At 67.5% G+C, this 18,322-nt stretch carries 21 protein-coding genes and 1 tRNA gene; 15 read left to right on the top strand and 7 right to left on the bottom strand.

Annotated features, from left to right (window positions below; genetic code table 11):
• Positions 1 to 74 (bottom strand) — tRNA-Cys (locus tag OC184_RS09275).
• A 161-nt stretch (positions 75 to 235) separates the two neighbouring features.
• Between OC184_RS09275 and OC184_RS09270 the strand changes: the two genes are divergently transcribed.
• The 3 genes from OC184_RS09270 to OC184_RS09260 are packed head-to-tail and all read left to right on the top strand — an operon-like array spanning position 236 to position 3,017.
• Entirely contained in the window at positions 236 to 889 is a 654-nt protein-coding gene (locus OC184_RS09270; protein ID WP_265506924.1) for a protein-L-isoaspartate O-methyltransferase family protein, read from the top strand.
• Complete coding sequence (locus OC184_RS09265; protein WP_265506923.1) at positions 886 to 2,271, top strand: TolC family outer membrane protein; 1,386 nt, start codon at positions 886 to 888, stop codon at positions 2,269 to 2,271. The genes OC184_RS09270 and OC184_RS09265 overlap by 4 nt, the downstream gene beginning before the upstream one ends.
• A 17-nt stretch (positions 2,272 to 2,288) precedes the next feature.
• Positions 2,289 to 3,017 (top strand): flagellar biosynthesis protein FlhF, encoded by a 729-nt coding sequence (locus OC184_RS09260; RefSeq protein WP_265506922.1) that lies wholly within the window; start codon positions 2,289 to 2,291, stop codon positions 3,015 to 3,017.
• 10 nt (positions 3,018 to 3,027) lie between these two features.
• Here the strand turns inward: OC184_RS09260 and OC184_RS09255 are convergent, their stop codons facing one another.
• Genes OC184_RS09255 through surE form a run of 3 tightly spaced genes read right to left on the bottom strand, consistent with a single transcriptional unit; the run spans position 3,028 to position 5,645 of the window.
• A complete protein-coding gene (locus tag OC184_RS09255) occupies positions 3,028 to 4,143 on the bottom strand; it encodes a LysM peptidoglycan-binding domain-containing protein (protein ID WP_265506921.1) in 1,116 nt (371 codons plus the stop codon).
• Positions 4,144 to 4,179: 36 nt separating this feature from the next.
• Complete coding sequence (locus tag OC184_RS09250; RefSeq protein WP_265506920.1) at positions 4,180 to 4,830, bottom strand: protein-L-isoaspartate(D-aspartate) O-methyltransferase; 651 nt, start codon at positions 4,828 to 4,830, stop codon at positions 4,180 to 4,182.
• Positions 4,827 to 5,645 carry a 5'/3'-nucleotidase SurE gene (gene surE / locus OC184_RS09245; RefSeq protein WP_265506919.1) on the bottom strand — a complete coding sequence of 273 codons (819 nt, stop codon included), beginning with the start codon at positions 5,643 to 5,645 and terminating at the stop codon, positions 4,827 to 4,829. Before surE ends, OC184_RS09250 begins: the two co-directional genes overlap by 4 nt.
• 193 nt (positions 5,646 to 5,838) lie before the next feature.
• On the opposite strand from surE, the gene OC184_RS09240 reads away from it, so the two are divergent.
• Positions 5,839 to 6,753, top strand: coding sequence for a sulfite exporter TauE/SafE family protein (locus OC184_RS09240; protein WP_265506918.1), 915 nt, complete (start codon positions 5,839 to 5,841; stop codon positions 6,751 to 6,753).
• Positions 6,753 to 7,640, top strand: a complete 888-nt coding sequence (locus tag OC184_RS09235) for a TIGR02186 family protein (protein WP_265506917.1) — start codon at positions 6,753 to 6,755, stop codon at positions 7,638 to 7,640. Before OC184_RS09240 ends, OC184_RS09235 begins: the two co-directional genes overlap by 1 nt.
• Before the next feature lie 15 nt (positions 7,641 to 7,655).
• Here the strand turns inward: OC184_RS09235 and OC184_RS09230 are convergent, their stop codons facing one another.
• On the bottom strand, positions 7,656 to 8,612 hold the full coding sequence (locus OC184_RS09230; RefSeq protein WP_265506916.1) for an L-malyl-CoA/beta-methylmalyl-CoA lyase: 957 nt from the start codon (positions 8,610 to 8,612) through the stop codon (positions 7,656 to 7,658).
• A 164-nt stretch (positions 8,613 to 8,776) separates the two neighbouring features.
• On the opposite strand from OC184_RS09230, the gene OC184_RS09225 reads away from it, so the two are divergent.
• The gene (locus OC184_RS09225; protein ID WP_265506915.1) at positions 8,777 to 9,637 is read left to right on the top strand and encodes a D-amino-acid transaminase; all 861 of its coding nucleotides are present in this window, start codon (positions 8,777 to 8,779) and stop codon (positions 9,635 to 9,637) included.
• 87 nt (positions 9,638 to 9,724) lie between these two features.
• Here OC184_RS09225 and OC184_RS09220 read toward each other — a convergent pair whose 3' ends face one another.
• Positions 9,725 to 10,465 (bottom strand): N-formylglutamate amidohydrolase, encoded by a 741-nt coding sequence (locus OC184_RS09220; protein WP_265506914.1) that lies wholly within the window; start codon positions 10,463 to 10,465, stop codon positions 9,725 to 9,727.
• Positions 10,466 to 10,581: 116 nt separating this feature from the next.
• Here OC184_RS09220 and pyk point away from each other — a divergent pair, with 116 nt between their 5' ends.
• From pyk to OC184_RS09175, 9 genes are all read left to right on the top strand, one after another.
• The gene (gene pyk, locus OC184_RS09215; protein ID WP_265506953.1) at positions 10,582 to 12,027 is read left to right on the top strand and encodes a pyruvate kinase; all 1,446 of its coding nucleotides are present in this window, start codon (positions 10,582 to 10,584) and stop codon (positions 12,025 to 12,027) included.
• A gap of 31 nt (positions 12,028 to 12,058) precedes the next feature.
• Entirely contained in the window at positions 12,059 to 12,280 is a 222-nt protein-coding gene (locus OC184_RS09210; protein WP_265506913.1) for a hypothetical protein, read from the top strand.
• Positions 12,281 to 12,388: 108 nt separating this feature from the next.
• Positions 12,389 to 12,589: a 50S ribosomal protein L35 gene (rpmI, locus tag OC184_RS09205; RefSeq protein WP_187793478.1), complete on the top strand. Its 201-nt coding sequence runs from the start codon at positions 12,389 to 12,391 to the stop codon at positions 12,587 to 12,589.
• Positions 12,590 to 12,604: 15 nt separating this feature from the next.
• Positions 12,605 to 12,964, top strand: a complete 360-nt coding sequence (gene rplT, locus OC184_RS09200) for a 50S ribosomal protein L20 (RefSeq protein WP_265506912.1) — start codon at positions 12,605 to 12,607, stop codon at positions 12,962 to 12,964.
• 123 nt (positions 12,965 to 13,087) lie between these two features.
• The gene (locus OC184_RS09195; protein WP_265506911.1) at positions 13,088 to 13,444 is read left to right on the top strand and encodes a hypothetical protein; all 357 of its coding nucleotides are present in this window, start codon (positions 13,088 to 13,090) and stop codon (positions 13,442 to 13,444) included.
• Between the two features lie 85 nt (positions 13,445 to 13,529).
• A complete protein-coding gene (locus tag OC184_RS09190; protein ID WP_265506910.1) occupies positions 13,530 to 14,885 on the top strand; it encodes a cytochrome P450 in 1,356 nt (451 codons plus the stop codon).
• Positions 14,886 to 14,945: 60 nt separating this feature from the next.
• Positions 14,946 to 16,352, top strand: a complete 1,407-nt coding sequence (locus tag OC184_RS09185; protein WP_265506909.1) for an alanine/glycine:cation symporter family protein — start codon at positions 14,946 to 14,948, stop codon at positions 16,350 to 16,352.
• Positions 16,353 to 16,431: 79 nt separating this feature from the next.
• The gene (pheS, locus tag OC184_RS09180) at positions 16,432 to 17,514 is read left to right on the top strand and encodes a phenylalanine--tRNA ligase subunit alpha (protein WP_265506908.1); all 1,083 of its coding nucleotides are present in this window, start codon (positions 16,432 to 16,434) and stop codon (positions 17,512 to 17,514) included.
• Entirely contained in the window at positions 17,511 to 17,801 is a 291-nt protein-coding gene (locus OC184_RS09175) for a YrhK family protein (protein ID WP_265506907.1), read from the top strand. The genes pheS and OC184_RS09175 overlap by 4 nt, the downstream gene beginning before the upstream one ends.
• 61 nt (positions 17,802 to 17,862) lie before the next feature.
• On the opposite strand, the gene OC184_RS09170 is transcribed toward OC184_RS09175, so the two are convergent.
• The coding region (locus tag OC184_RS09170) for a TM2 domain-containing protein (RefSeq protein ID WP_265506906.1) at positions 17,863 to 18,322 on the bottom strand (460 nt) is incomplete at its 5' end.

Here is an 18,322-nt window from a genome sequence, read left to right as displayed (position 1 = left end):
TGGAGGTGGGTACCGGAATCGAACCGGTCTTCACGGATTTGCAATCCGGTGCGTAACCTCTCCGCCAACCCACCGCCGTCGAGAGTGGTGGTGTGATAATTGATCGCCGCGCCGCTTGCAAGACGCGATCCGCCGGATGCCCCGCAGATGCCCCGCCGGACGATGTCCGACGTTGCCGGGGGTGGGAAAACATGGCAATAAGAATGCAAAGAGCTCGAGCAGAGGTTCCCCGAGAATGACCGATTTCGCCGCGCGACGCACGATGATGGTGGACACGCAGGTCCGGCCCGCCGATGTCACCAACCTTCCCGTCATCGAGGCGATGCTGACCATTCCGCGCGAGGATTTCGTGCCGGCCAACCGCCGGTCCGTCGCCTATTCCGGCGAGAACCTCGAGATCGGGCAGGGCCGGGTCATGCTTTCGCCCTGGACGCTGTCGAAGCTGGTCGACCGACTGGACATCCAGCCTGACGAACTGGTCCTGGACCTTGGCTGCGGCTATGGATACTCGGCCGCGGTCATGGCCCGCATGGCCGAGGCGGTCGTCGCCATCGAGGATGACGCCGAACTGGCGCAAGAGGCGGAACGGCGGCTGGCCGATGCGGGGATCTTCAACGTGGCCGTGCTGCAGGCCGCGCTGACCGAAGGCGCCCCCAAGCAGGGTCCCTATGACGTGATCCTGGTCGAGGGCGCCGTCGAGGAGGTGCCCCCCGCCATCATCGGCCAGCTGCGCGAAGGCGGCCGCATCGCCGCGCTGTTCCGCGAAGGCTCGCTGGGCGTCGCGCGGATCGGCACGCTGTCGGGCGGGCATGTGACCTGGCGCTATGCCTTCAACGCCCATGCGCCGATGCTGCCGGGGTTCCAACGCGAACGCGGGTTCTCGCTATGAGCCGGCTGGCGCGCCTGGCCGGCCTGGCCCTTCTGTCGCTGGCCGCGGCGCTGCCGGCGCGCGCCGAATCGTTGGCCGACACGATGGTCGCCGCCTATCGCCATTCCGCGCTGATCGAACAGAACCGCGCCGTCCTGCGCGCCGCGGACGAGGACGTGGCCGCGTCGGTCGCGGCGCTGCGCCCGGTCGTGCAGTGGGTCGCCCGCCACAGCGCGCAGCGGATCGAGGGGGGAAGCACCGTCCGCTCGACCTCGATGGCGCTGAACGCGTCACTGACGCTCTACGACTTCGGCCGGTCTCAGCTGGCCATCGATGGCGCCAAGGAACAGGTGCTGGCCACCCGCCAGGCCCTTGTCGGGGTCGAGCAGGACGTCCTGCTGACTGCGACGCAGGCGTATTTCCAGATCCTCGAGGCGCTGGAGCAGGTTTCGCTGCAGCAGAACTCGGTCGAGGTTCTGGGCCGGACGCGGCAGGCGGCCCAGGACCGGTTCGACGTAGGCGAGATCACCGTGACCGATGTCGCGCTTGCCGATTCGCAGCTGGCCGCCACACGTGCGGCGCTGGCTGCTGCGAACGGCCAGCTCGAAGTCGCCCGAGAGGCTTATCTCGCGATCACCGGACGCCGGGCGGGCACGCTGGACGCCCCGCCGCCGCTGCCCAGCCTGCCGCCGACCGTGGACGAGGCGCGAATGATCGCGCAGCGCAACCACCCCGCAATCCTGCAGGCGCAGCGCCAGACCGCTGCGGCAGAGATCGCCGTGGCGGCCGCCGCCGCCGAGCGGAACCCGATACTGTCGGGGACTGCCGGGATCGGCATCGATCGCGCCCCACGGGCCGTACTGGGCGGCGATTCCAGCAACCAGAACACGGCCTCGGTCGGGCTGGAGCTGAGCCAGACGCTTTATTCTGGGGGCCGGCTCTCGGCGTCGCACCGCCGGGCGATGGCGCAGCGCGACCAGGCGCGGGCGGCGCTGCTGAATACGGCACGCCAGATCAACCAGACGGTGGGTGAGGCCTGGGCCAACATCGCCGTTGCGCGAGCGCAGATCACCGCGCTGGACGAACAGGTCGGGGCGGCGCAGCAGGCCTACGAGGGCGTGCGCGAGGAGGCCCTGCTGGGCGCTCGCACCACGCTGGACGTGCTGGACGCCGAGCAGACGCTGCTCGAGGCGCGGGCGGACCGGGTGACGGCGCAAAGCAACCTGCAGTTAGCTCATTATCAACTTCTTTCGGCTATGGGTCTGTTGACGGTAGAAAACCTGAACCTGGGAATTCCGACCTATGACCCTTCGCAGTACTACAAGGCCGTGCGCAGCGCGCCCTACACCAGCAAGCAGGGCGAAAGCCTGGACCGCGTCCTCCGGGCCATCGGCCGCAACTGACGCCTCGGCGGTGCGCCATGTCTAGGCCGCGCCGCAAACCCCCGCTCGACGATGCCATGCGCCCGGTGCCCGAAAGCTCCCGGGCCGCGCCGGAAGTTGCCCGCATCAACGCGACCCTGCAGGACATCCGCCGCCTGATCGACGACACCCCTGCGACCGTGGTCGAGGAGGACGTCGAGACCTTCCTGTCGCGCCGTTTCGGATCAGGTCCGTTGCCGTTGAGCGATCTTCGCGACGAGCACGTGACCTTCGAGGTGCTTCCACCGATCTCACCCATCGTACCCTATCGCAGCCCGGCCCCGCGCGGGGCATCGCCACATGCCGAACCTGCATCAGTGCCAGCGCCCGAAATGGCGCGATTGACGTTGGGATCGGTAATCGGCGGATGGTGGCAGTGGATCCTGTGGAAGCTGCAGGCCCCCCGCATTCCGACCAGCGCCGAACTTGCTGCCGCCGCTGCCCGCGCGGCGAGGGTCGACACCCAAATTGCCGTCCCTGCGGAACCGGTGTTGCCTGCTGCCCCGCGGGTGGAGCCCGAAACCCCCGCGCCTGCCACGCCCCGCGCCTGCCCGGAAGAGGCTGCCACACGCAGCGTTCAGCGCATGCTGGACGAGGGAACCCTTCGTGACCGCCTCAACGAGATGATCCGTGAGGAGCTTCAGGGTGAGATGGGAGCCCGCTTCTCCAGCAACATCCGCGCCGTCATCCGGCGAGAGGTCGCGACGGCCGTCGACGACCGGCTGTGATGGCCGAGCGTCAGTTCAGCATGCTTTCAGGGTCGACGCTTTCGAACCCGCGGCGGACCTCGAAATGGACGAAGCCGTCATTGCCGGCGGTGCCAATACTTTCCCCTGGCCCGATGCTGTCGCCCTTAACCACGCTGACGTCATCAAGGCCTGCGTAGACCGTCATCAGGTCGCCGTCGTGACGGACGACCACGATCGGGGTTCCGGCGGTGTCACGGGTGATCGCCGCCACCGTGCCGGACCCTGCAGCGTTCACCGGGGTGCCGCTGGGGGCGGCAATGTCGATGCCGTCATTCTCGCCCTTGTCATAGACGCGGATGATCGGACCGTTCACCGGCATCCGCAGCCCTCCGCTCCTCGAGGCGGCAGTCCGGGTCGCGCCAAGGTCGGTGGTGGGCGCGGCGGGTGCGGCTGCCCCGGCCGTGGGCGTTTCCTCGTCCGGCAGGGGGTCTGAGGCCGAGGGCGGCTCTGGTGTCGGGCTGCCGGCGCCGGGGGCCGTCGTGGCCAGCCGATCCGGCCGCTGCCCCGGTTGCGGGACGATCAACCGCTGGCCGACCCTTAGACCCATGTCTCCCGGCAGCCCGTTCCAGGCCGCAAGATCCTGGACTGTCACGCCATAGCGGCGCGCGATGGACCATGCGGTCTCGCCCGAGGCCACGACATGTTCGCGCGGATCTACCGGGGCAGGCGTGCTGGCCGGGGCGCCAGTGGGAGCGACGGTCTCCGGTGCGCCCTGGTTCGCGAAGGGGTCCGTCACGATGGACGCGCCCGGTGTGGCGACGGCGGCCACCTGCTGCGGCAGGACCAGCACCGCCCCCGCCCGCAGCGGCGCATCCGGCGGCAGGGCGTTGTGCGACGCCAGCGCATCCGGCTGCAGGCCAAGCCGCGCCGCCACCGTCGCAGGCGTGTCGCCCGCCTGCGCCACTGCCACCTGGCCCGAGGGGAAGGTGATGACGCCGCGGGCATCTGGCTCGGGTCGCGGTCCGGCCGAGGCCGCCGCGGGGGCCGTGTCCAGCCCGCCCATCAGCCCGCGCAGATCGGGGTCGAAGACGCCGTGGGCCCCGCATCCGGCCAGTGCCAGCAGTGCCGCCAGCGCAACGGCGGTGTCGGGAAAACCTGTTCTCATGGTCCTGTCCTCAGCCTGCCTCTGGACGGCCGGGGGTCATGTCTGGCCCAACCCCTCGACCAGCGGAACGAACCGCACCTGCCGAAGCTCGTCATAGTCGAACCCGTCCTCGGTCCGGGTCACCCGGATCAGCGTCTGTACCGCGTCCGACTGCCCGACAGGCACCACCATGATACCGCCGATCTTCAGCTGTGCCAACAGCGGGCCGGGAGGGTCCTCGGCCGCGGCGGTCACCAGGATTCGGTCGAAGGGCGCCTGGTCCGGCAACCCGCGAGAGCCGTCGGCGACCTGAGCGATGATGTTGTAGAGCCCCAGGTCGCTGAAGATCCTCTCGGCCTCTTGCACCAGCCGGCGGTGCCGGTCGACTGTATAGACGCGCCGGCAAAGTCCCGACAGGATCGCCGCCTGATAGCCCGAGCCGGTGCCCACCTCCAGCACGGTGTCGCGGGCGCCGACCTCCAGCGCCTGCGTCATCAGCCCCACGACCGAGGGCTGGCTGATCGTCTGGCCGCAGGGAATCGGCAGGGGCGTGTCCTCATACGCGCGGTCGGCGAACTGGCCGCGCACGAACAGGCCCCGGTCGATCGCCTCCATCGATTCCAGCACGCGCGGATCGGTGACGCCACGCGACCGCAGCTGGAAGAGGAAGCGCATCTTGCGCTCGGCGGGGCTGTCCTCGTCGCTCATTCGGCTGCCCGTGCGGTCAGGTCGGTGTCGTCCAGCGCCGCGGCAAGATCACGAAGCGAGGCGTGGCAGGTCAGATCGGCCCGCATTGGCGTGACCGAGATGAAGCCGTCGAGGTTTGCGGCCACGTCGGTGCCGTGGCGCGCCGGCGCCTGCTGGGACCCGCCCGACACCCACATGAAGCGCCGCCCGTTGGGCGCGGTATAGGGCACGACGCCGAATCGCGACCCCTGCCGCTTGCCCTGCGGGACGACGCGGACGCCGCGCACGTCGGCTGCCGCAAGCGGCGGAAAGTTCACGTTGTAGAACAGCCGGAAGTCGGCGTCCGACGTCCAGTCGCCGTGGTCCAGCAGCTGCCGGATGACCGTGGCGCCGTGGCGGCGCGCACCTTCGAACGGATCGGCCAGATCGGCCGTCTGCGGGCCGAGGTATTGCGACAGGGCTATGGCGGGCAGGCCCTGCAACGCCGCCTCCATCGCGCCGCCGATGGTGCCGGAATACATCGCGTTCTCGCCGGCATTGTTGCCGCGGTTCACGCCGGACAGCACCAGGTCGGGCGGGGTGTCGGTCATCAGGTCGCCCAGGGCGGCCAGGATGCAGTCGGCGGGGCTGCCTTCGGCGGCATAGCGACGCAGGGCCAGGCGGGCGATCATCGTCGGATGCGAATAGCTGATGCAATGCGCGACACCCGATTGCTCGAATGCGGGGGCGACGGTCCAGACCTCGCCCTCGGGGCCGGCGAGGTCTGTCGCGATCTCGTGCAGGACCTCGAGACCCGGTGCGTTGATGCCGTCGTCATTGGTGATGAGAATGCGCATCAGGCCCCCTTGGTGGATCGCTGCCGCGGCCCCTAAGCGGAAGTCCGCCCTGCACGCGGTCGTGACCTGACTTGCTTAGCTGTGCCCCGGCTTCGCTTCAACCCGTTCATGCCGCCCGATCCGCGTCCAAAGCGGTTTGACGCGGACCCGGTCAGCGTTGCATGCTGGCGGCAACGACACGGGCCGCGCCGAGATGCAAATCTATCTTCCGATCGCCGAGGTTTCGGTCAACGCCTTCACCCTGATGGGACTGGGCGGCATCGTCGGCATCATGAGCGGGCTTTTCGGGGTCGGCGGCGGCTTCCTAATCACGCCGCTTCTGTTCTTCATCGGCATTCCCCCAGCCATCGCGGTGGCCACGGGCGCGAACCAGGTCGTCGCGTCCTCGGTGTCGGGGGTGCTGGCGCACATGAAGCGCCGCACCGTCGACTTCAGGATGGGAGGTGTCCTGTTGGCCGGCGGCCTCGTGGGGTCCGGCCTCGGCATCATCGTCTTCAACCTGCTGCAAAGCATCGGCCAGGTCGAGCTTGTCGTCCAGCTCTGCTATGTCGTCTTCCTGGGGCTGATCGGCGCGATGATGCTGCAGGAAAGCGTCAGGGCGCTGATGCGGTCGCGCAAGGCGACGACGCGGCGGCGGTCGCACCAGCACAGCTGGGCGCACCGGCTGCCGCTGAAGGTCAAGTTCCGCGTCTCGGGGCTCTACATCAGCGTCATCCCGCCGCTTCTGGTAGGGGTCGCGGTGGGCGTCCTGGCGGCGATCATGGGGGTCGGCGGCGGCTTCATCATGGTGCCCGCGATGATTTATCTGCTGGGAATGCCGACCAAGGTGGTTGTCGGAACCTCGCTGTTCCAGATCACCTTCGTGACGGCCTTCACGACGCTGATGCATGCGGTCAGCTACAACACGGTCGACGTAATGCTGGCGGTCCTGCTGATCGTCGGCGGCGTCTTGGGGGCGCAGGTCGGCACGACGCTTGGGGCGCGGCTGCGGGCTGAACAGCTGCGCATCCTTCTGGCGCTGCTGGTGCTGGCGGTCTGCGGGCGGCTGGCGCTGGACCTGTTCCTGCGGCCCGAGGACATCTATTCCATCGCGTCGAGGAACAGCTGATGCGCGCGCTGCTGGTCTGCGCCGTGGTGTTCGGTCCCGTGGGCGCGCTGGCACAGTCGACGATGCCGACGCACCCCGGCGCGGGGCTTCTGCCGCCGCTTGCCGCGCCAGAGCCCTATCCGCTGTTTCCCGACCCCGGCCGCCCCCGCGCGGCGGTGCCGGAAAACGCCACCGCGCCGCCTGAACAGGTGGTCGCGGGACTTTCGGACAGCTCGGTGGCGATCACCACCAGCTTCGACGGGTCCGACATCCTGATCTATGGCGCCATCAAGCGCGAGACCCCGATCCCCGACGAACCCCTGGACGTGATCGTCACCATCGAGGCCCCGTCCGAGCCGCTGACGATCTGGCGCAAGGAGCGTCGTGCGGGCATCTGGATCAACGCGGCCCAGGTCGAGGTCGGGGCCGCTCCCAGCTATTACGCCGTCGCCACGACGGGGCCGCTGGACCAGATCCTGGCGCCAGACTGGGACGACCGCTATCGGATCTCGCTTCCGCTGGCGCTGCGGGCCTTCGCCGGCGCGCCCGACGTGACCGACAGCGTGCCCTTCACCGAGGCGCTGATCCGCATCCGCCAGCAGAACGGCCATTACCGGCTGGACGAGGGGGCCGTTACGCTGGTCGAGGATACGCTGTTCCGCACCGACATCCGCCTGCCCGCCAACCTGGTCGAGGGCGACTACAAGACGCGCATCTTCCTGCTGCGGGACGGGCAGGTCATCGACGCCTATCGCGCCGCGATCGAGGTCCGCAAGGTGGGGCTGGAACGATGGCTCTATCGGCTGGCCTTCGACCAGCCGTTCCTCTACGGGCTGATGTCGCTGGCGGTGGCGGTGGCGGCCGGTTGGGGCGCCTCGGCCGGGTTCCGAAAGCTGCGCCGCGCCTGAACCGCCTGCCGGCCGTCAGCCAGAGATCAGTTCGGCCTGGCGGACGATGACCTCGGCCTGCTTGATCGAGGCGATGTCGACCAGTCGGCCCTTGTAGACGGTCGCCCCGGCGCCTTCGGCCTTGGCCTTCTCCATGGCGCTGAGGATCTCTCGCGCTTCTGCGACGGCTGCTTCGTCGGGCGAGAAGACCTTATTCGCCAGGGCGATCTGGCTGGGATGGATCGCCCATTTGCCGACCATCCCGAGCGTCGCCGAGCGGCGGGCCTGCGCCACGAAGCCTTCGGTGTCGCTGAAATCACCAAAGGGTCCGTCGACTGGAAGCAGCCCATGCGTCCGGCAGGCCGCGACAATGGCGGTCTGGGCCCAGTGCCAGGGATCGGGCCAGTATTTCTGGCCGTCGCGGACCATGTAGTAATTTTCCTGCGTCCCGCCGATGCCGGTGGTTGCCATGCCCATCGATGCGGCGAAATCGGCGGCGCCGAGGCTGATCGCCTGCATCCGGTCAGACGATGCGGCGATCTCCTCGACATGGCAGATGCCGGCCGCGCTTTCGATGATGACCTCGAAGGCCAGGCGCTTGCCGCGGGCCATGGCGGATTCGATGGCGCTGACCAAGGCGTCGACGGCATAGATGTCGGCGGCGCAGCCGGCCTTGGGAATCATGATCTGGTCGAGCCTGTCGCCAGCCTGCTCGACCAGGTCGACGACGTCGCGGTACCAGAAGGGCGTGTCGAGCCCGTTGATGCGCACCGAGAGCGTCTTGTTGCCCCAGTCGACGTCGTCGATGGCCCGGATGATGTTGGCGCGCGCCTGCGCCTTGTCGGCGGGCGCGACCGAATCCTCGAGGTCTAGGTTGATGACGTCGGCGGCCGAGGCCGCCATCTTCTCTAAGAGGGCAGGACGCGAACCCGGACCGAAAAGCTGGCAGCGGTTTAGGCGGGCCGGGGGCAGGGGTTGGGTGCGAAAGCTCATCCGTCGGGTCCAGTTCTTCATTTCTGCGCTCACTATCAGCAATAATGTTGCGCGACTGACGCGGCAACTGTTTTTTCTGCGCCGCGGCATCGGCGGGCGGTTCTTGACGCAGCGCCGCGTTGGGCGCAGGACCGGGCGTGACATGCGACGGCACGGAGGCAGACATGGCGCGGACAGTGTATGTGAACGGCGAATACCTTCCCGAGGATCAGGCGCAGGTGTCGATCTTCGACCGGGGCTTCCTGATGGCGGATGGCGTCTATGAGGTCGTCAGCGTGCTGGACGGCAAGATGATCGACTTCGACGGGCACCTGGTCCGCCTGAAGCGGTCGCTGTCCGAGCTGTCGATCACGAACCCGCTTTCGGACGAGGACTATCTTGCGGCGCATCGGGAGCTGGTCGCCCGAAACGGAATCGGCGACGGCCTGGTCTATCTGCAGGTGACGCGCGGCAACCCCGGCGATCGCGATTTTGCCTATCCCCCGGCGGACACGGTGCCGACGGTCGTGATGTTCACGCAGGCGAAGCCGGGTCTGGCGGACGCGCCTGCAGCGAGGACCGGATGGAAGGTCGTCAGCGTCGAGGACCTCCGCTGGGGCCGTCGCGACATCAAGACCGTGCAGCTTCTTTACCCGTCCATGGCCAAGATGGAGGCGAAGGCGCGGGGGGTGGACGACGCCTGGATGGTCGAGGACGGGAAGGTCACCGAAGGGACTTCGAACAACGCCTATATCGTCAAGGACGGGACCATCGTCACTCGGGAATTGAGCCACGACATCCTGCACGGGATCACCCGCGCCGCGGTGCTGCGCTTTGCCCAGGAAGCGCAGATGAAGGTCGAGGAGCGCGCCTTCACCATCGCCGAGGCGCAGGAGGCTGACGAGGCATTTGTCACCTCGGCCTCGGCGTTCGTGATGCCGGTGGTCGAGATCGACGGCGCGGCGGTCGGCAGCGGGACGGTCGGCCCCGTGGCGAAGCGTCTGCGCGAGATCTATATCGAGGAAAGCCGCAAGCTGGCGGTGTGATTGCGTCCCGCGACGGCCGGGGGGCCGGCCCCCCGGACCCCCCGCTGTCGTCGAGGGCTGCATCAGCGCGCTTTGGCCGGGCCGGGGCTAGAGCGCGCTTTGGGCCAGGACCTGGTCGATCACCGGGGCAAGGCGCTCGGCCCAGAGCGCCTGACCCTCGGCCGAGGTGATAAGGTCGTTGCGGACCTCGATCAGCAGGTTCGGGCGGCCGCGAGCCAGGGCGTGACGGTCGATCGAGTCGCCTTGCAGGTGGCCGTCATAGGGCTGGTTCTCACCCGTGATCCAACCTTCTTCACGGCAGGCGGCGACCATCGGCGGGCCCAGTCGCGCATCGAGGTGGGAGTAGAGGATGCCGATCTGCCAAGGGCGTGGCGGGCGTCCGCGCAGTTGCGGGGTGAAGCTGTGGACGGCGCAGATGCAGCGGTCTTCGTGCCGGTTGGCCAGCGTGGCCAGGGCGCGGTGATAGGGGCGGTGCAGGTGGTCCAGTCGGCGCAGTCGCTCGGCCGCGTCGGCATGCTTGTTCGCCGGGATGACCGTGCCGTCATAGAGGCGCATCAGCAGGGTCGGGTCATCCTCGCCTCGGTTCGGGTCGATCACCAGGCGCGAGAAGTCGGACCCGATCACGGGCGCGTCCAGCAGCGCGGCCAGTCTGCGCACCAGTCCCGCGGCGCCGACGTCATAGGCGATGTGGCGCGCCATGTCGGCGGGCGCGATGCCCAGATCGCCGCCGCCGATCCAGTCGGGAACGCGGTTCGTGGCGTGGTCGCAGGTGATCAGCCAGCGCGAGGGGCGGCTCTCTCCCTCGGACCAGAAGGGGCGGTCGGTCATGGAAAGGTCATCGGTCATGGTGCAGGTTGTGTACGACGCTTGAGGGACAGACGCCAGTTGCCGCCGCGCGGCAATTGCGGCATAGGTAGCGCTAAACGAAAGACGAGGGCAGGATGATGAGACGGCATCGCAATGTGAAGATCGTGGCAACGCTGGGACCGGCATCGTCCTCGAAAAACGTGATCAGGGCCCTGTTCGACGCTGGCGCCGATGTCTTCCGCCTGAACATGAGCCATGGAAGCCATGACGACCACCGCGCCCGCTATGACACCATCCGCGAGATTGAGGCGGAGACCGGCCGGCCCATCGCGATCCTGGCCGACCTGCAGGGGCCGAAGCTGCGCGTCGGGCAGTTCACGGCCGGCGCGCACGAGCTGGACGAGGGTGACCAGTTCCGCTTTGACCTGTCGCCCGAGCTGGGCGACAGCCATCGGGTGCAGCTGCCGCATCCCGAGATCTTCGCCGCGCTGATCGAGGGGTCCGAGCTGCTGGTGAACGACGGCAAGATCCGCCTGCGGGTCGAGAAGTGCGGCCCCGATTTCGCAGATTGCACGGTCACCGTGGGCGGCACGATCAGCGACCGCAAGGGCGTGAACGTGCCCGACGTGGTGCTGCCGCTGGCGGCGCTGTCCGACAAGGATCGCGCCGACCTTGAATTCGCCTGCCAACTGGGCGTCGACTGGCTGGCGCTGTCCTTCGTGCAGCGGGCCGAGGATGTCGAAGAGGCCAAGACCCTGGCCCAGGGCCGTGCGGCGATCCTGTCGAAGATCGAGAAGCCGGCCGCGGTCCGGGCCTTCGACGAGATCCTGAAGGCGTCCGACGGCATCATGGTTGCTCGGGGCGATCTGGGGGTCGAACTGCCGGTGCATTCGGTCCCGCCGATCCAGAAGCGGCTGGTGCGCCTGTGCCGCAGCGCCGCCAAGCCGGTCATCGTGGCGACACAGATGCTGGAGTCGATGATCGACAGCCCGATGCCTACGCGTGCCGAAGTCAGCGACGTCGCCAACGCCATTTACGAAGGCGCAGACGCGGTGATGCTGTCGGCCGAAAGCGCCGCCGGCAGCTATCCCATCGACGCGGTGCGCACGATGGACAGCGTCGCCCGGTCGGTCGAGGCTGACCCGAATTATCGTTCGATCATTGAAGCGGCGCGGAAGGCGTCTCTGTCGTCGGTCCCCGACGCCATCGTGACCGCCGCGCGAGAGATCGCCGAGACCACCGACGTGGCGGCGATCTGCGCGTTTACGCAATCGGGCACCACCGTCGGGCTGGTGGCCCGCGAACGCCCGCGCGTGCCGATCATCGCGCTAAGCCCGATCGAGTCGGTGACCCGCCGCATGGTGCTGACCTGGGGCACGCATTGCGTCATCGTGCCCCGTCTGTCGCGCTTCAAGGAGGCGGTGGTGAACGGCACCCGCGCCGCCCGCGACTATGGCTTCGCGGACGAATCGCGCAAGGTCGTGGTCATGGCGGGCGTGCCGTTCAACGTGGCCGGCACTACCAACATCCTGCGCATTGCCCCCTGCGATGAACGCTTGATTTACGCCACCGACCCGGAATAACCCGGACAGGACGAACAACAAGGTGGCAGTCATGTCCGATCTTCTTCTGGTGCTGGGCGTCCTGCTCTGCGTTCTTTCGGTGGTGGTGGCGGTGGTGCAGCTTTTGCAGACGCGGCCGCCGCGCGCCGCGGCCATCTGCCTGGTGGCCGGCATCGTGGCCCTGTTCGCCGGCGCTGCGCTGAGCCCCGAGCCCTTCGCGCCCGGCGATATCCCGGCCGCCTTCGGGCGGGTGACGGGGCAATACGGCGCCTGACCTCTTGCCATTTTTCCGGGCCGCGCCTATACGGCGCGTTCCGTTCCCGTGCGGCCGGCCGATATGGCATTGCCGAGTCGCGCGTTCACTCTGATGAAGGAGATGAAAATGCCGAAGATGAAGACCAAATCCGCTGCCAAGAAGCGGTTCTCGTTCACGGCCTCGGGCAAGGTAAAGTCCGCCCAGGCCGGCAAGCGCCACGGCATGATCAAGCGCACGACGAAGTTCATTCGCGACGCGCGCGGCACCACCGTCCTGTCGGACGCTGATGCCAAGATCGTCAAGAAATACATGCCCTACAACCGCTGATCCGAGGACTGAACAATGGCACGAGTTAAATCCGGCAAGGTTACCCACGCCCGCCACAAGAAGGTCCTTGATCAAGCCAAGGGCTATTACGGCGCCCGTTCGCGGAACTTCCGCACCGCCACGCAGGCCGTCGACAAGGCGAACCAGTACGCCACCCGCGACCGCAAGGCCCGCAAGCGCAACTTCCGCGCCCTGTGGATCCAGCGGATCAACGCGGCCGTCCGTCTGGTCGACGCCGACATGACCTATTCGCGCTTCATCAACCTGCTGTCGAAAGCCGGCATCGAGGTTGACCGTAAGGTGCTGGCCGACCTGGCCGTGAACGAGCCCGAGGCTTTCGGCGCCATCGTGGCCCAGGCCAAAGCCGCCGCCTGATCGCAATTCCGGTTGCTTCGCGAAGGCCCGTTCCCGCAAGGGGGCGGGCCTTTGTCGCATCCGCCCTCCGGAACCGCCTTCACCGGCCGCGGTTGTGGTCGAGGCAAACCGAAGGAGCTTAGGATGGACGACCAACGCGTGTGGGATTTCGAGAAGGGCCTGTGGCAGACCTCCGAGGAGCGCTATCACGAGCGGGTCGACCCTGAATGTGTCATGGCACTGAGCCACGAGCCGTTCCTGGTGCAGGGCCAGGACGCCATCGACGCCGTCAGCGGCACACCGGACTGGGACGAAGTGTCGTTCTCCGACCAGACCATTTCTCGACCCGAGGAAGGGCTGATCGTCGTCGGCTATCGTGTCAGGGCCGAAAAGGGCGAGACGCGCTTCGACGCCGCCTGCACTTCGGTCTATCGGCGCAAGGCGCACGAGGACTGGAGCGTGGTCCAGCACGCGCAGGTCGCTTTGGGCGCAACCGCCTGAGGGGCGCGGGCCGCGACATCGGGGCGATTGACCGCCGCGCCGCGCGGCCCCAGCCTGGGGTGATCCTGCTAAGTAAAGGTGCCAGATGCCCATGCCGCCGCAAGCCGAGCCAGCCAAGGTGGCGCTGGCCATGCGCCCTCTGGGCATCCTCGGCACGGCCGCGACGGCGCGGCGCAACGTGCTGGAGCTGATTCCGGGGATCGCGACGCGGCAGCCGATCGTGTCTGGCAAGACCGGCTTGCGCTGGCACATGGTCATGGACCCCGAAAGCCTGCGCCGCATCCTGAAAGAGCGCGTCGATGACTATCCGAAGTCGGTCACGACCAAGCTGATCCTGAACCCGGCCATCGGCGACAGCCTGTTCGTGGCCGAGGGCGCGCATTGGCGCTGGCAGCGCCGGGCCGCCGCGCCAGCCTTCGCACAGCGCCATGTCGAGGCATTGGGGCCTGTCATGACCGCCGCCGCCGAGGCGTCGTGCCGCCGGCTGGCGGCGGCGCGGGGGCCGGTGGACGTGTTCGAGGAAACCGTGGCCGCGACCTTTGAAGTCATCTCTGACGTGACATTTTCTGGCGACGGCGTCTTCGACCGCGACGCGGTGCACCAGTCGATCGACGCGTATATCGCGCAGACGGCCAAGCTGTCGCTGATGGACGTGATCGGGCTGCCGGCCTGGTTGCCGCGGCCAGGGCGGCTGTTTTCTGGGGCGGGGATCCGACGCATGAAGTCGATCGCCGACCAGGCCATTGCCGCACGCGCGCAGGCGGCGCAGAAGGACGGCCCCCCGGACCTTCTGGACCTGCTGCTGGACGCGCAGGACCCGGAAACCGGGCGCGCCATGAACCGGGCCGAATTGCGCGACAACCTGCTGACCTTCATTGTGGCGGGGCACGAGACGACGGCGCTGACGCTGGCTTGGGCGCTTTACCTGATGGCCTTCGCCCCCGAGGTGCAAGAGGCCGCGGCGGCAGAGGCGCGCGGCGTACTGCAGGGTCGCGCCGCCACATCGGGAGATGTCGGCGTGCTGCCACTGACGCTGCGGATCGTGAACGAGACGCTGCGCCTTTACCCTCCGGCGGCTTTCCTGTCGCGCACGGCGCAGGCGCCCGATACGCTCTGCGGGCGGCAGGTGCGGCCCGGCGACACGGTGATGATGCCGATCTATGCGCTGCATCGGCACCATCTGCTGTGGGATCGCCCCGATGCCTTCGACCCCGACCGCTTCCTGACCACGCCGGACCGCTATGCCTTCCTGCCCTTCGGCGCAGGGCCGCGCATCTGCATCGGCGCCAGCTTCGCCCTGCAGGAAGCGGTGATCATCCTGGCAACCCTGCTGTCCCGTTTCCGCTTCGACCGCATCGCGGGTCAAAGCCCGCAGCCGCGCATGATCCTGACCCTGCGACCCCATGGCGGAGTCTGGCTGACGGTTCGCCCGCGCGACTAAAGGTTGCGGCTGATCACGTGCCTGTTACAGACTGCGCATGAACAGGCAGCGGAGGGCGCCATGACCGCCATCATCGATTTCCTCAACACGATCTTCTGGGGGTACGTGCTGATCTATGGCCTTCTGGCCGTCGGCATCTACTTCACCGCCAGGCTGGGCATGATCCAGTTCCGCCACTTCGGAGAGATGCTGCGCTGCGTGCGCGGGTCCGGCGTGACCGACCGGGACGGCATCTCGCCGTTCCAGGCGCTGGCGGTGTCGCTGGCCAGCCGCGTCGGCACCGGCAACATTGCGGGCGTCGCGGTGGCGCTGACGCTTGGTGGACCGGGCGCGATCTTCTGGATGTGGATGGTGGCGCTGGTCGGCATGGCCACGGCCTATGCCGAATCGACGCTGGCGCAGCTCTACAAGGTGCATGGCCGCGATGGCATGTATCGGGGCGGGCCGGCCTATTACATCTCGCACGGGCTGGGACTGCCCTGGCTGGGGGCGCTGTTCGCGGTGGCGCTGATCATCGCCTTTGGGCTGGTCTTCAACGCCGTGCAGGCCAATTCTATCGCGCAGGCGGTCGAGGGGTCGTTCGGCCTCAGTGCCGGTCTGGTGGGCCTTGGCGTGGCGCTGCTGTCCGGCGTGATCATCTTCGGCGGCATCCCGCAGATCGCGCGCATCTCTCAGCTGGTCGTCCCGATCATGGCGGGGCTCTATCTTCTGGCGGCGGTCATCATCGTGGTGATGAACGTGACCGAGGTGCCAGGCATCCTGCTGGGCATAGTCCGCTCGGCCTTCGGCCTGCAGGAGGCTGTGGGCGGCGTCACCGGCGGCGTGATGGCGGCGGCCCTGAACGGCATCAAGCGCGGCCTCTTCTCGAACGAGGCCGGCATGGGCTCGGCCCCCAATATCGCAGCGGTGGCCGTGCCGAACCCGCACCACCCGTCATCGCAGGGTTTCGTGCAGGCGCTTGGCGTCTTCATCGACACGATCCTGGTCTGCACGGCCACCGCCGTGATGATCCTGCTGGCGGATGTCATGCCGTCCGATCAGCTGACCGGCGTGAACCTGACGCAGGCGGCGTTGACCGACCACTTCGGCGGTTTCGGGCACATCTTCGTTGCGGTGGCGATCTTCTTCTTCGCCTTCACGTCGATCATCGGCAACTACAGCTATGCCGAAAACTCGCTGGTCTATCTGGGCGCGGGTCCAGCGGGCATCCTGGTGCTGCGGCTGGCGGCGCTGGCGATGGTCATCTGGGGATCGCTTCAGGCGGTGACGACGGTCTTCAACTTTGCCGATGCCAGCATGGGCCTGATGGCCACGATCAACCTGATTGCCATCGTCCTGCTGTCGGGAACGGTTGTAACGCTGACCCGCGACTATCTGCGCCAGCGCAAGGCCGGGCACGAGCCGCGGTTCCACATTGCCGACCATCCGAACCTGTCGAAGGGCGTGGCCTTCGGCATCTGGAAGTGACACCGACGTGCGCGGGGGACAGGCTTTTCCCGCGCGCCTGCCCATGCTAACGCGGGGCCAACTGGAATGAGGCCCCCCGATGGACGATCTGACCCCGCTGCGCCAGCAATGGCTTGACCGCATCAATTCCGCCGCCGACCCCGCCCAGATCGAGGAGGTGCGCCTGGCCGCCCTTGGCAAGAAGGGCGAGATCAGCCTGAAGATGCGCGAACTGGGCAAGATGACGCCCGAGGAGCGCCAGACCACCGGCCGCGTCCTGAACGAGATCCGGGACGAGATCGACGCCGCGCTGCGCGCCCGCAAGCTGTCGCTTGAGGATGCGGCGCTGGACGCGCGGCTGAAGGATGAATGGCTGGACGTGACGCTGCCCGGCCGCCCGCGCCGCCAGGGCATCATCCATCCGATCAGCCAGGTCACCGACGAGATCACCGCAATTTTCGCCGACATGGGCTTTGCCGTGGCCGAGGGTCCGCAGGTCGAAAGCGACTGGTACAATTTCGACGCGCTGAACATCGCGCCCGAACATCCCGCACGGCAGGAGCATGACACCTTCTTCATGCATCGCGCGCCGGGCGACGACCGCCCGCCGCATGTGCTGCGCACGCACACCTCGCCCGTCCAGATCCGCGCCATGCAGGCGCAGGGGGCGCCGATCCGCGTCATCGCGCCGGGCCGCGTCTATCGCATGGACATGGACCAGACGCACACACCGATGTTCCACCAGATCGAGGGGCTGGCCATCGACCGCGACATCAGCATGGCCCAGCTGAAATGGACGCTCGAGGAATTCTGTCGCGCCTTCTTCGAGGTCCCATCGGTCGAGCTGCGCTTCCGCGCGTCCCATTTTCCCTTCACCGAACCCTCGGCCGAGGTGGACATCCGCTGTTCCTGGGAAGGCGGCCAGCTGAAGATCGGCGAGGGCAATTCCTGGCTCGAGATCCTAGGGTCGGGCATGGTCCATCCCAACGTCCTGCGCGATGGCGGCGTCGATCCCGACCAGTGGCAGGGCTTCGCCTTCGGCATGGGCATCGACCGCATCGCGATGCTGAAATACGGCATCCCCGACCTGCGGGCCTTCTTTGAATCCGACCTGCGTTGGCTGCGCCATTACGGTTTCGCGGCGGGCGACGTACCGACGATCGCCGGCGGCCTCAGCCGGTGAGCTTCTGGTCGGGCATCTTCCGCCATCACCGGCGCGACGCCAACGCGGCGACGCGCCGGCTCTATGCACGGGTCGAGCTGGCCCACACCTGCGTCGACTTCGGCGCGGCGGTGTCCTTCCTGATCGGCTCGATCCTGTTCTTCTTCGAAAGCCTGCAGACCCTCGCGACCTGGCTGTTCACCATCGGGTCGGTCCTGTTCCTGATGAAGCCGTCGCTGAAGCTGTGGCGCGAAGTACAGCTTTACCGGATGGGCCAGACAAAGACGCTGGCTGAACGCGCCGAGTGACGCCATAGCCTCGCTCTACAGCGCCTGGTCCGGCCGCATAGGCAGACGGTTCTGTGGCCGATCAGGCCGGAATCGCCGGCGCTGGGCGAAGGTTCATGTCGAAGGCTAGCCGCGCCCTCAGACGCTCCTGATCCTCGCGGATCATGCCGGGGATCAGGAACAGGTCGACGAACGCCCAGATGCCGACCGCCGCCAACGCGATCAGGCCCACACCCAGCACAAGCGTCAGAAGGCCCACGATCCACAGCAGCAGCATCGCAACGCCCGTGCCGGTCTTGCCGAGGTAGAAGCGATGCGCGCCGAAGGCTCCCAGAAACACCAGGAGAAGATAGGCGATGACGGCCGACTTCCCGTCATTGGTGACGCGCTGTTCGATCAGGATCTGCTGTTGGGTATCAAGGGCGTTGTTGCAAAACTCCAGCCTGCCGCGGGATTCACGTGGGCTGGCTGGTAGGGTAAGCGTGTATGCATGAGCAACCCTGAGGCTGTACGCTACCGCACGACGAACTGGAAGTCCTACA

The sequence above is a fragment of the Paracoccus rhizosphaerae genome, from assembly GCF_026162645.1.
In the GTDB taxonomy this organism is placed as follows: domain Bacteria; phylum Pseudomonadota; class Alphaproteobacteria; order Rhodobacterales; family Rhodobacteraceae; genus Paracoccus; species Paracoccus rhizosphaerae.
This window is presented reverse-complemented; position numbering and strand designations above follow the sequence as displayed.

Excerpts from the sequence above, each read along its gene's own strand:
- OC184_RS09190 (WP_265506910.1), top strand. The coding sequence starts at position 13,530 with ATGCCCATGCCGCCGCAAGCCGAGCCAGCCAAGGTGGCGCTGGCCATG.
- OC184_RS09240 (WP_265506918.1), top strand. The coding sequence starts at position 5,839 with ATGCAAATCTATCTTCCGATCGCCGAGGTTTCGGTCAACGCCTTCACC.
- OC184_RS09225 (WP_265506915.1), top strand. The coding sequence starts at position 8,777 with ATGGCGCGGACAGTGTATGTGAACGGCGAATACCTTCCCGAGGATCAG.
- OC184_RS09270 (WP_265506924.1), top strand. The coding sequence starts at position 236 with ATGACCGATTTCGCCGCGCGACGCACGATGATGGTGGACACGCAGGTC.
- rplT (WP_265506912.1), top strand. The coding sequence starts at position 12,605 with ATGGCACGAGTTAAATCCGGCAAGGTTACCCACGCCCGCCACAAGAAG.
- pyk (WP_265506953.1), top strand. The coding sequence starts at position 10,582 with ATGAGACGGCATCGCAATGTGAAGATCGTGGCAACGCTGGGACCGGCA.
- OC184_RS09195 (WP_265506911.1), top strand. The coding sequence starts at position 13,088 with ATGGACGACCAACGCGTGTGGGATTTCGAGAAGGGCCTGTGGCAGACC.
- OC184_RS09235 (WP_265506917.1), top strand. The coding sequence starts at position 6,753 with ATGCGCGCGCTGCTGGTCTGCGCCGTGGTGTTCGGTCCCGTGGGCGCG.
- OC184_RS09250 (WP_265506920.1), bottom strand. The coding sequence starts at position 4,830 with ATGAGCGACGAGGACAGCCCCGCCGAGCGCAAGATGCGCTTCCTCTTC.
- OC184_RS09260 (WP_265506922.1), top strand. The coding sequence starts at position 2,289 with ATGTCTAGGCCGCGCCGCAAACCCCCGCTCGACGATGCCATGCGCCCG.
- OC184_RS09265 (WP_265506923.1), top strand. The coding sequence starts at position 886 with ATGAGCCGGCTGGCGCGCCTGGCCGGCCTGGCCCTTCTGTCGCTGGCC.
- OC184_RS09230 (WP_265506916.1), bottom strand. The coding sequence starts at position 8,612 with ATGAGCTTTCGCACCCAACCCCTGCCCCCGGCCCGCCTAAACCGCTGC.
- OC184_RS09210 (WP_265506913.1), top strand. The coding sequence starts at position 12,059 with ATGTCCGATCTTCTTCTGGTGCTGGGCGTCCTGCTCTGCGTTCTTTCG.
- pheS (WP_265506908.1), top strand. The coding sequence starts at position 16,432 with ATGGACGATCTGACCCCGCTGCGCCAGCAATGGCTTGACCGCATCAAT.
- rpmI (WP_187793478.1), top strand. The coding sequence starts at position 12,389 with ATGCCGAAGATGAAGACCAAATCCGCTGCCAAGAAGCGGTTCTCGTTC.
- OC184_RS09255 (WP_265506921.1), bottom strand. The coding sequence starts at position 4,143 with ATGAGAACAGGTTTTCCCGACACCGCCGTTGCGCTGGCGGCACTGCTG.
- OC184_RS09185 (WP_265506909.1), top strand. The coding sequence starts at position 14,946 with ATGACCGCCATCATCGATTTCCTCAACACGATCTTCTGGGGGTACGTG.
- OC184_RS09220 (WP_265506914.1), bottom strand. The coding sequence starts at position 10,465 with ATGACCGACCGCCCCTTCTGGTCCGAGGGAGAGAGCCGCCCCTCGCGC.
- surE (WP_265506919.1), bottom strand. The coding sequence starts at position 5,645 with ATGCGCATTCTCATCACCAATGACGACGGCATCAACGCACCGGGTCTC.